Consider the following 11446-nt stretch of genomic DNA (forward strand, 5'->3'; position numbering starts at 1 on the left):
ATGCGCCCCATCGCAACCCGCGATGACAAAACCGCTTTGTCATTCATGAACTTTCTCCATATCGCCACCGCAAGGCTCTGGATCAGATCTTTTATCAACGCATCCTAACAGCCCTTGATCTGCTCAAGACGCAGACCGACAACGCCCCAAAGAACCATTAATCAAATTGCCAAAACATGGAAATTACCGGCCAAATGGATCAATTAACGGTTCTTTGATCCCTCCACTTCCTGTGAATGTCTGCCACAGTTTCGGATACGACGGTATGGGAGGAGAGACTACTGCCCATTCGCCGATGTGTATTCCGGTCGGTAGAGTTTGGATTCAATCCAGTCCACGATGTCTTCGGGTTCAGGGACCTGAGCCAGGCCCGACTTGAAGATTTGACGCGCGATTTTGATGGCCGTGTTGATCTCCACACGCAAGACATCTTTTTGCGGCGGGAAAAGCAAACCGTGGGCACGTTGTTCTGCTGTGACTTGTTCAGCGGTTGCCTTGGCTGCCTCGAGAAAGACCTCGTCGGTGATGCGTCGTGCCTGTGTTGCCCAGACAGCCAGTGCCACGGCGGGGAAGATGTAAAAATTATTGGCCTGGCCGGGGGTTAGCGTCTTGCCATTCAAAGTGACATCATCGAACTGGACACCAGCAGCGAAGAGCGCGCGGCCGTCGGTCCAGCGATAGGCCTGTTCGGCAGTGCATTCCGCCTTGTCGGTGGGATTGGAAAGCGCGAAAATGACGGGCTTGTCGTTGATGCTTGCCATGGTGCGGACGACTTCTTCGGTGAAGCCACCCGCGTTGGTACTGACGCCGATCAGGACAGTGGGCTTAATAGATTTGACGGCTTCTGCAAGATCTTTTGTCGCTGCATGGGAGTGAGCGAATACTTTTTGCGAAGGATTAAGATCCTGCCGCGAGGGTTCGATCAGTCCGTTGATATCCATCATTGAGATACAGGCGCGGGCATCAGTTTCAGAAAGGCCTTCGTCCTGTAGCGCACTCACGATCATATTCGCGATGCCGATCCCAGCAGAACCTGCGCCGTAGAACAGGATACGTTGTTCTTTCAGCGCCTCACCCTTGATCGATAAGGCTGTGTCGAGGCCGGCGATCGTAATGGCCGCAGTCCCTTGAATGTCGTCATTATAGCAAAGGATCTTGTCACGATATCGCGCCAGTAGGCGGATGGCATCATCCCCTTTCCAGTCCTCAAAATGCAGGCAGCAATGAGGATAAAGCTCTTGAATGGCTGCGACGAGTTCATCAACGAATGCGTCGAGTTCGTCTGACGATGGGGGTGCCTGCCGCAAACCGAGATAGAGTGGATCGTCAATCAATTCCTGATTGGTCGTACCGATATCCAGCAACATCGGCATAAGGCCCTGAGGTGGAATTGCGGCGCAGGCTGTATAGAGTTGCAGCTTGCCCACCGGAATGCCCATGCCGTTGGCGCCAATATCTCCGAGCCCTAGAATGCGACCGCCGGAACTGACGCAGATGAAGCGCACATCTTTTTCAGGCCAGTTGGCGAGAATCTCTTTCACATGCCCTTTGTGACGTAACGAAAGATACATGCCTTGTGGTCTCTCAAAGAGACGATTGTACTGAAGGCAGGCATCAGCGATTGTCGGATCGTAAATAATCGGAAGAAAGCGTTTCGGATCGGACATCACAACCTTGAAGAACAGTGTCTCGTTACGCTGTGACAATCCATTCAGATGCAGAAAGCGCTCAAGATCGCTGCTCTTGCTGTCAAGCTGCCACAGGACGCGCTCCATCTGCCGATCAAGGGTTTCGACGGCGTCAGGCAGGAGGCCGAGCGTACCATTCTTGTGCCGCTCCTCATTTGTAAAGGCGGTTTCGCGGTTGTGAACCGCATCCAGAAGGGGAGGGAGTGAAGATGCAGTGCGATCGGACGTCATGTCTGTCTCCATTCATTGATGAACAGACAATGGATGTGCGTTGATGGTGCTGGTAGTCGCATAAAAGGCATTGTATCTATGTTTAAAATGCAAAGATGGCCCTCTCCATGCACGACGACGCCGGTGACCTGAGATTTTTCGTACTCCTCGTTGAAGCGGGAAATCTGACTGCTGTCGCGCGTCACCTCAACGTTTCGGCAGGAGCTTCCAGTCGAAGATTGGCTCGGTTGGAGGAGCGGCTTGGCGTACGTCTGGTAACAAGGACATCGAGGCGCTTCGACCTGACGGACGAGGGGCACATGTTTTATGAGCGGGCTGCAGAGATCATGATTGATATCGAGGCAGCTGAAGCAGAGATTTCTGCCAATCAGAAGGAGCTTCGTGGCGTCCTGCGTATCGGGGCGCCACTTGAACTGGGGCGTCGCCGTTTGGCTGATTTTGTCAGCGAATTCGCCGATCGTTTTCCGAAGCTGCGTGTGCATCTTCTTCTGTCAGACGAAGGACTGGATGTCGTTAATAGTCGGCTTGATCTGGCCATCCGGATTGGAATGCCGAATGAAGCGGGGATTGTTGCGACGAAAATAATGAGTAGTGAACGGGTCATCTGTGCTTCTCCGGCCTATCTTGAGAGGTTTGGCATGCCTGCCACTCCTGCCGAGCTCCATCAGCACCGTTGTATTTGTTTGATGCGTGGGCATGAACTTGGGATGCTCGACCGGTGGAGACTGTCTCGTGCGGGAGAAGATCAAATTATTGAGGTAACACCTCACCTCTCGACGACGAGCGGCGAAGTGGTGCATGATTGGGCTCTCAAGGGTAAAGGCATCGTGTTCAAAGTCTTGTGGGACGTTGGCGACGACCTGCAACGCGGCAGGCTGGTACGTCTGTTGCCCGAGTACCAAGGGGAGACGATCGGATTGTTTGCAACGATGCCAAGTCGACGCAACGTGCCTTTGCGCGTTCGAACTTTTCTCGACAATTTAAGGGATTTTTTGGCGCATCGACCGTCACGGCATTAGTGGAAATAATTGATATGTATGACTAAAATTCATGGGGAATTTCGGATAATACACTCAATATCATATTCTAATTACTGTTTCCTATAGCCAGAAGAATTTGTTGGAAATTGGCGCTTGGTCCAGTCAATTCCGTTTCAAGGGTGGCAAGCGAAATGCTGGCTCGAGGTGAGGGGCCGGAGATGGGATGGAATGTTGCGCCATCGGCATGAATTTGTCGCAGGTAAGCCGGAACGACTGCTACACCCAGTCCCGCCGCAACCATTGGAATTGTTGCGGCGATCTGAGGGGCTGCTTGTCCGAAACGCGGAGTAAAGCCGCCTTGTTGACAGGCTGAGATAATAGCATCGTAGAAACCGGGGCCGAGTGAGCGATCAAAAATAAGAAATGGTTCTTTGGCGACATCGATTAATTTGAGTGTGTGGCGCTTGGAAAGTGGATGGCCTTTTGGAATGGCGATCAGGGTTGGTTCATCAAAGAGAGGATGGAGTACGATGTCCGGATCTGGCGCTGGCGGGCGTACAATGGCGAGATCTACCCGGCGCTCTCGTAAAGCCTCACAGAGAGCGGGGGTGTTACTCTCTTCGAGTGTGATTACAATATCGGGCCACTGCTCTCGAAATGCCCGTATGGCTTTGGGTATTAGGGGTAACAGCGCTACGGCTCCAGCCATCCCTATTCTAAGACGTCCTTGCTCGCCAAGAGATAATCCTTTGGCCAGAAGGTGAAATTGATGTTCAAGGCGCAGAATTGTCTGGGCTTTTTCAAAAAGCTGCTCCCCAAAATCCGTCAAGGCGGCCCCGCGTTTAGACCGGATAAAGAGTTGCACTCCTAGCTCTGTTTCTAGGGATTTAATCTGCTGGCTGAGAGGGGGCTGCTCGATATGAAGCGCCTCCGCAGCTTTTGTGAAGCTGCCATGCTCTGCGATGGCCACGAAATAGCGTAGATGGCGAAGATCCATGGATCCATATTATCCACATATGACAATCAGTCAAAATATATATTGGACGTTTAAAAGAGGGGCATCCATCTTGGGGAAAGAATTTTTATTGGAGATACTGAGTTATGGATTTCACTGTTGGGCATTATCTCGCTGAACGGCTGACACAAATCGGTCTGAAGCATCATTTTGCTGTTGCTGGTGACTACAATCTGATTCTGCTTGATCAACTGATTGAGCATGGCGGTATGAAGCAGATCTATGACTGCAATGAGTTGAATTGCAGCTTCGCGGCGGAAGGTTATGCGCGCGAAAATGGTGCTGCTGCTGCTGTGGTGACGTTTAGTGTCGGTGCAATTTCAGCAATGAATGGCCTGGGTGGGGCTTATGCTGAAAATCTACCCGTCATTCTGATTTCTGGTGCGCCGAACTCTAATGATCATGGGTCGGGCCATGTCCTGCACCACACGATCGGCACGACAGACTATAATTATCAAATGGAGATGGTGAAGCACGTTACGTGTGCGGCTGAGAGCATCACCTCGGCAGACACTGCACCCGCAAAAATCGATCACGTCATTCGGACCGCGCTGCGCGAAAAAAAGCCCGCTTATTTAGAAATTTCTTGTAACGTTGCGAGCCAGCCATGTGTGCGCCCAGGTCCGGTTTCGTCGCTTCTGTCTCACCTGAAGGCAGACGAGGTCAGCCTCAAAGCTGCGCTCGAAGAAAGTCTCGCGTTTCTTGAGAAAGCCCAGAATGTTGTCATTCTTGTCGGGAGCAAGCTGCGCTCTTGTGAGGCACTGACTGAAACAGTGGCTCTTGCAGACAAGCTCGGTTGTGCCGTGACTGTTATGGCTGCGGCCAAGAGTTTCTTCTCTGAGGCGCATCCGGGTTTCCGCGGAGTTTATTGGGGGGAGGTCAGCAGCCCTGGTGTTGAAGATGTCATCAAGAGCGCTGACGCTGTTATCACTCTGGCCCCGGTCTGGAATGATTATTCGACTGTCGGTTGGCGGGATTCCGTGCGTGGCGAGCGTGTGCTTGAGGTGGACCCAGGCCGTGTCACAGTGAGCGGAAAGACTTTTGAAGGTTTCCGTTTGAAGGAATTCGTGGCTGCTCTGACGGAGCGGGTGTCCAGTAAGCCTGCCTCTCTGGTGAAACCGTATACTCCCGTTGTGTTGCCGGTTGCTGACGGTGCCAAGCCACTCACTAATGATGAAATGACCCGTCAGATCAATGCATTGGTTGACGGTAACACGACGTTATACGCCGAGACTGGGGATTCCTGGTTTAATGCAACACGTATGCATCTGCCTGAGGGTGCTAAAGTTGAGTCGGAAATGCAGTGGGGACATATCGGCTGGTCTGTACCGTCTATTTTCGGTAATGCCTTGGCTGCTCCTGAGCGTCAGCATGTTCTGATGGTTGGCGATGGCTCGTTTCAACTGACCGCGCAGGAAGTTGCGCAGATGGTCCGTTATGAACTGCCCGTCATCATATTCCTGATTAATAATTTTGGTTACGTCATTGAGATCAAAATTCATGATGGCCCCTATAATTATATCCAGAACTGGGACTATGCCGCTCTGATGCAGGTCTTCAACCAGGGCGTTCCGGGCGTGGAAAGTGGGAAATACGGACTGGGCTTGCACGCTACGACAGGTGCAGAACTTGCTGATGCCATTGAAAAGGCCAAGAAGAATACTCGTGGACCAACATTGATCGAATGTAAGCTGGATCAGACGGATTGCACCGAAACTCTCGTGCAGTGGGGTAAATTTGTTGCAGCCGCCAATTCCCGCAAGCCTGTCTGAGGGTAAGTAATTTTATTCGTGCATGTACCTTCCTTTAAAAATAGGAAGGTACATGCATAAACATGTCTATAAACATAAATAAAAGATCATTTTAAAATAAAAATTTATGAAGGAAATAAACTATTGAGCGTATATATTATCTAGAGTTGGGTAATTCTATTTTTTGAAGTGAGTGTTTCTTATGCGCATATCACGCTCTACCAGCCCTCGGATCGGGAGGCGCGAGTTACTTTTGGGTATGTCGTCTCTCAGTGCCCTCTTTTGTGTTCAAGCAACTCGTGCTGCCACACTGAGTGGCGGGGCGTTACGCTCCGGAGTGGTGCATCAGAAGTTCATGTCGGTTTCATCTCTTTTGGTGCCGCACAAGCTCAATGAAACTATTGGAATTAGAACGGCGGATGCAATGATCGCGACTGTTCCTGATTTTCCTGAACATTTAGAGCAGCTAGCATCGTTCATTGAGGCTAAAAAGCCCGCCGATGTTGAAGAGCTTATGGAAGCTCTACCAGATGTTTCTTTGAAAAATGCCGCTCAAAGCATCATTGAATCTTGGTATACTGGTGCAGTTCAGGGGGCATCTACTATTTCAGTCATTTCTTATGAAGAGGCTTTGATGTTCAAAGTCACGTCTGATGTAATGACGATACCCTCTTATGCTATTTCTGGGCCTAATGGCTGGACGGCGGACGCTCCGCCTCTTTCTCAACTTCCGATTTTTTGAAGCTGATATAGGAGCGCGCTGAAATGGTAAATGAGACAAAATATGATGTCGTCGTCGTCGGAACAGGTGTTGTTGGGTGTTTGATCGCTGAACAAGCTCTAGATGCTGGTTTGTCAGTGCTCATGTTGGAGGCTGGACCCAAGGTTGATCGACAGACCATCGTAGAAAATTTTCGAAACCTTCCTCCGTCGTTGCGACATCATTGGGATGCGCCATTTCCTCCCCCACCATGGGCACCAGTGCTCGAAACGCGCACGCCTGGCGAAGAAAATGCTTATCTGGATCTGACAGGGCCTAATGCCACGGCTTACCAGCAAGGTTATGTTCGGTATGCTGGCGGAGCGACGTGGCACTGGGCTGGCATTTGTTGGCGAATGACCCCTGAGGATTTGAAATTAAAAAGCCTCTATGGGGTTGGGCGCGATTGGGCTTTTGATTATGAGACTTTAGAGCCGTATTATGCTCGTGCAGAATATGCTCTGGGCGTTTGCGGTCCAACGGATGCCGCATTGCAATGGCCTCCAAAAACGCCTCGTTCCCGGCCTTATCCTATGGGTCCGTTACCTTTGGGGCCAGGAGAGCAGCGCTTCACCGACGTTATGGCACCACTCGGCTTGCAAAATTTGCCTGCACCGCAGGCGCGCAATAGTGGTGTTAGTTATGATGGACGTCCTGCGTGCTGTGGCAATAATAACTGTTTTCCGGTCTGCCCTATTGCTGCAAAATATGACGCAGCCACGGCACTGCCACGCATTGAGGCCAAAGGCGGAAAGCTTTTAACCAATGCTGTTGCCTATCGCATTGAAGCGGATGATCGCCATAAAATACAGGCTGTCCATTATTATGACCCTCATCGAACATCACATCGCGTAACAGGGCGTGCTTTCGTCATTGCCTGTAATGGCATTGAGACCCCCAAACTTCTGCTCTTGTCCAAAGATGATCGCCATCCAAATGGAATTGCCAACAGTTCCGATCAGGTAGGGCGTAACATGATGGATCAGCCGAAGTTGAAAGCGACTGTTGAAATGAGCGAGCCGCTTTGGACTGGGGTTGGACCTGTACAGGGCAGTAGCATTCTGAACACCAGTCAGGGCGACTTCCGTAGCGAATATGCTGGAGCCATGTTCCGTATGGAAAATATGGCCCGAGGCTCGATTGGTGCAGCAGAAGCGTTAAAAAAAGGTCTGTACGGACGTGCCCTCGATCAGGAAATTCGCCGCCTGTCTGCTTGTACCGGGCTGTTGGTTGTGGAGCATGAGCCTCTTCCGTCTTCCATTAATCGTCTGACGCTGTCGGATAAAAAAGACTGGTTAGGCCTTAATCGCCCGCGGATTTATTATGATGTTGGCGATTATGTGCGGCGTAGTGCGGAACAATATACGATTCCGACACTTAAAAAGATGGCAGCGGCTTTAGGGGCGACAAAGTTCGATCTGAATCCTGAGTTCTTGCATAGTGATCACATCATGGGAGGCTGCATTATGGGAAAAGACCCATCAGACTCAGTTGTCGATGTTGATTGCCGTTCTCACGATCATGAGAACCTCTTTCTTCCTGGCGGGGCAGCAATGACAACCGGCGGGAGTGGAAATAGCACGATTACAATGGCAGCGCTTGCTTTGAAGGCCGCCGATGCAATCGTGGCACAATTCAAGACGGCTTGATCTCATGATACAGCGATCCTTTTTCTACACAGTTACAGTCTGCTCTCTTGCTGTCATTGCTCTTTCTGCGACACATCCAGCAAAGGCTGATCCACTTGGAAACCCACAGCGTGGTCAGTATCTGGCAGTTGCTTCAGACTGCGTAGCCTGTCATACGGCGCCCCATGGACAGCCTTTCGCGGGTGGGTTGGCCATGCATACCCCCTTGGGAGTTATCTATTCGACAAACATCACTCCGTCTCTTTCAGCAGGTATTGGTCACTATTCTTTAGAAGATTTCGATAAGGCTGTTCGGCGTGGCGTCAGAAAAGATGGTGCCAACCTGTACCCCGCAATGCCGTACACAGCTTATTCCTATCTGACGGATCAGGACATTGCTGATTTATATGCTTACTTCCAGAAGGAGGTTGCTCCGGTAGATAAAAAAGGACCGGTTACAGCGCTGCCATTTCCGATGAATATCCGGTTCTCCATGTCTTTTTGGAACATGTTGTTCCTGAATGGAAAACCCTATCAGGCTGATGCGACAAAGTCGGCAGAGTGGAACAGGGGAGCTTATCTGGTACAGGGGGCGACGCATTGTGGAACCTGCCATACACATCGTGGGTTCCTGATGCAGGAAGATCTGGCGCACCCGCTGTCGGGAGCCAGTCTTGGAACATGGTACGCACCAAACATTACCCCTGACACAGTCAGTGGTATTGGGAGTTGGAGTGATCAGGATCTTACGGAATATCTCCGCACGGGACGCCTGCATGGCAAAGCTCAGGCCGGAGGCGGGATGGGTGAGGCTGTTGAACACAGCTTCTCCCGCATGTCTTCCGGCGATCTCAATGCCATTAGCGTTTATTTACGCAGCTTAAAGCCGGTTAGTGATCCGAATGATCACACGTCATCCAGATTTCAGCAGGGTCATGACGTAAGTCCGGCAGTTGAACTACGGGGGGCAACCCCGATTATGGATCATAACGACGACACCGCCAGTGGAGCAGCTCTCTTTATGGGGAACTGCGCCTCGTGTCATGGGGCCAGTGCTCAGGGGAGTAAAGACGGTTATTATCCATCTCTCTGGCATAATTCGGTGACAGGCGCGTCGCGTGGCGACAACCTGATATCGACCATTCTGTATGGTGTCTCTCGATCGGTAGAGGGGCGCCAAGCCTTCATGCCAGGTTTCGGCGGGAAATCGGGAGATGCTGTACAATTAGACGATAGTCAGATCGCCAGGTTGAGCAATTTTGTTTTCAAAACATATGGTCGATCAGACGTTCAGGTCACACCACAGGATGTCGCGCTTATCAGAAAGGGTGGGCCTGCCTCTCCATTATTGCTGTTGTCCCGAGTTGGCATGGCGGCGGGAGCAATACTGCTTCTGGTACTGTGTGCCGTAGTGTTCGCCACAAGGCGTCACAAAGCGCGAAATATTGTTTAAAACAAAAGGATATAAATATGTTTAAAAAAATGCGGAAATACACAAAAATTATGATGATTATGTCTTTTGCGGGAGCTGTGTCTATGTCTTCATTGTCATCTGTCCATGCTCAGGAAGTATCCATTCCGGAACTTCCAAAGCAGGTTGATCCAGACTTGAAAAAGAACATAGTCGGGGTTTGGGAGCTGGTCTCTTATAAGGTTCAGGATAAAGAAACCGGGAAGTTGATTGACGCTATGGGTGCCCATCCGCGTGGTCGCGTTATTTTCACCCCTGACGGTTGGGTTGCGTTTAATCTTGAAGGGAGTGATCGTCAGCCGGCAAAAAATGACGCAGATCGCGCGCATCTCATGAAGACACTCGTTGCCTATATTGGCCGCTATCGTGTGGAAGGTAACCAGTGGGTTACAAGTGTACAGACAGCATGGGCGCCAGAATGGGTTGGAACAGAGCAGCGTCGTAATATCGTCGTAAAAGGGAATGAAGCTGATGTTCTGACGCCTTGGCGGATTATGCCTAACTGGGATAACGGAAAAATGTCCCGCAGCATTATCCGTTTTAAACGGGTCAATTAATCTGGAAAAGCCGACGACCGTGCTCTGTGCTAAAAAAGGAGCAAGCACCTCGAGGTAGCCCCGTCCGTTCGGATAGTTTTTAGGTTTGAATAAGCTATACCCGTTTGTTGTTATGCCGCCATTCTGACGACGCTGCTGTTGGCCCTCTGGTCCGAGGTTAACCCCGGACCAGAGGGCGTCGGCGCGTCATGATACGCCTCATCGGGCGTGCGTCCAGCCAGTGCGGTATGCGGACGCCTTTCGTTTTAATGGGCGATCCATCTGCCAAGGACGGCCCTCAGTTCTGAGGCCGTCTCGCAATCGCGCACCATCACTGGCGACGGCATCTGTTGTCTTCCATTTCCGGATGAACCGGAACTTCCGGTCGATGGAAACATGCGATTTGTAGCCAAAGAACGGAATGGCAAGATCCGTTGTGGGGATCGTCCCGTCATCCCGCCGCGCTCTGCCTTCGTGAACTTCAGTGTCCATCGTGCATGGCGATCCTTGTGGGGCAATTTGGATGGCTTATCCTGCCAGTCTTCAGGAATACGCCCAGCCCGGAGGTCGGCTTTCTCAGCGTTCGTATTGCGCTGCTTTGGAGCCGCTACCAATGTCGCATCCAGGATCTGGCCTGACATTGGCAGATAACTGGCGTTCCGCAGAGTTGCATCAAACCGGTCAAACAGTCTTTCAATAGCTCCCGCCTGGGTCAGACGCTCGCGGAACAGCCAGAGTGTTTTGGCATCGGGTACCCGGTCCGACAGTCCCAGACCGAGGAAACGCATGAAGGACAGGCCGTCGTTGATCAGATATTCCGTCCGTTCATCAAACAAATTGTTCAACGTCTGAATCACCAGGATCCTGAACATCAGCACCGGATCAAATGGCGGTCGCCCGCCCTTGCTTCCATCTGAATAGGCCAGAGCCTGCTCCAGGTCAGGGCGGAACACCTCAAAATCCACAGTCCGGGAAAATGCTTCGAGCTGATCGCCAAGCCCGCTCAAGCGGGCAAGCCGCTCTTCAACATCAAAAAATCCCGCCTGCTTCATAGCACCATTCCCTCAGTCAGAACCGAAGGAAGGGAATCACAGAGCTGGTTTCAAAACCAGTGGGTTCTTCGAACCCTCCACTTTGCCCTTGCATGAGCGTCTGTCGAACACGCCTCTGAAAGACCTTTTCGGGGCTTTTTTGGTTCCCACCCCTATGTCCGATAATAAAAAGCGGACATAGATTTTTCTGCAGAAAACCGATGGTTTTGGAGATGGGATGATATTTGTCTGAACGCCCATCATGAGGCTTGAATCTTCCGATTCATATGTCATTGACGTATGTGCCAATGACATATATTTATTGTGAATGTCCAAGCTGCAGACCGTTATTGAA

At 51.1% G+C, this 11446-nt stretch carries 8 protein-coding genes and 2 pseudogenes; 6 read left to right on the forward strand and 4 right to left on the reverse strand.

Annotation, left to right across the window (positions count from 1 at the left end; genetic code table 11):
• Positions 1 to 278 precede the first annotated feature (278 nt).
• Entirely contained in the window at positions 279 to 1919 is a 1641-nt protein-coding gene (locus GSP01_RS13580) for an NAD-dependent malic enzyme (protein WP_141354368.1), read from the reverse strand.
• Between the two features lie 107 nt (positions 1920 to 2026).
• Here GSP01_RS13580 and GSP01_RS13585 point away from each other — a divergent pair, with 107 nt between their 5' ends.
• Complete coding sequence (locus tag GSP01_RS13585; protein WP_141354370.1) at positions 2027 to 2938, forward strand: LysR family transcriptional regulator; 912 nt, start codon at positions 2027 to 2029, stop codon at positions 2936 to 2938.
• A 67-nt stretch (positions 2939 to 3005) separates the two neighbouring features.
• Here GSP01_RS13585 and GSP01_RS13590 read toward each other — a convergent pair whose 3' ends face one another.
• Positions 3006 to 3896 carry a LysR family transcriptional regulator gene (locus GSP01_RS13590; protein ID WP_141354372.1) on the reverse strand — a complete coding sequence of 297 codons (891 nt, stop codon included), beginning with the start codon at positions 3894 to 3896 and terminating at the stop codon, positions 3006 to 3008.
• Between the two features lie 104 nt (positions 3897 to 4000).
• Between GSP01_RS13590 and GSP01_RS13595 the strand changes: the two genes are divergently transcribed.
• The 5 genes from GSP01_RS13595 (at position 4001) to GSP01_RS13615 (ending at position 10081) form a co-directional block, all read left to right on the forward strand.
• The gene (locus tag GSP01_RS13595; protein WP_141354374.1) at positions 4001 to 5686 is read left to right on the forward strand and encodes an alpha-keto acid decarboxylase family protein; all 1686 of its coding nucleotides are present in this window, start codon (positions 4001 to 4003) and stop codon (positions 5684 to 5686) included.
• A 181-nt stretch (positions 5687 to 5867) separates the two neighbouring features.
• Positions 5868 to 6407, forward strand: a complete 540-nt coding sequence (locus GSP01_RS13600) for a sugar dehydrogenase complex small subunit (protein WP_141354376.1) — start codon at positions 5868 to 5870, stop codon at positions 6405 to 6407.
• A 23-nt stretch (positions 6408 to 6430) separates the two neighbouring features.
• On the forward strand, positions 6431 to 8074 hold the full coding sequence (locus GSP01_RS13605) for a GMC family oxidoreductase (protein WP_141354378.1): 1644 nt from the start codon (positions 6431 to 6433) through the stop codon (positions 8072 to 8074).
• 4 nt (positions 8075 to 8078) lie between these two features.
• Complete coding sequence (locus GSP01_RS13610) at positions 8079 to 9506, forward strand: cytochrome c (protein ID WP_141354380.1); 1428 nt, start codon at positions 8079 to 8081, stop codon at positions 9504 to 9506.
• Positions 9507 to 9523: 17 nt separating this feature from the next.
• Positions 9524 to 10081, forward strand: coding sequence for a lipocalin-like domain-containing protein (locus tag GSP01_RS13615; protein ID WP_228124010.1), 558 nt, complete (start codon positions 9524 to 9526; stop codon positions 10079 to 10081).
• Positions 10082 to 10191: 110 nt separating this feature from the next.
• Here the strand turns inward: GSP01_RS13615 and GSP01_RS13620 are convergent.
• Positions 10192 to 10377: pseudogene (locus GSP01_RS13620) on the reverse strand (integrase core domain-containing protein); the annotation flags it as partial.
• Positions 10378 to 10797: 420 nt separating this feature from the next.
• Positions 10798 to 11112: pseudogene (locus GSP01_RS15505) on the reverse strand (transposase); the annotation flags it as partial.
• Positions 11113 to 11446: the final 334 nt, after the last annotated feature.

The sequence above is a fragment of the Gluconobacter sphaericus NBRC 12467 genome (genome assembly GCF_006539125.1).
Lineage (GTDB): Bacteria > Pseudomonadota > Alphaproteobacteria > Acetobacterales > Acetobacteraceae > Gluconobacter > Gluconobacter sphaericus.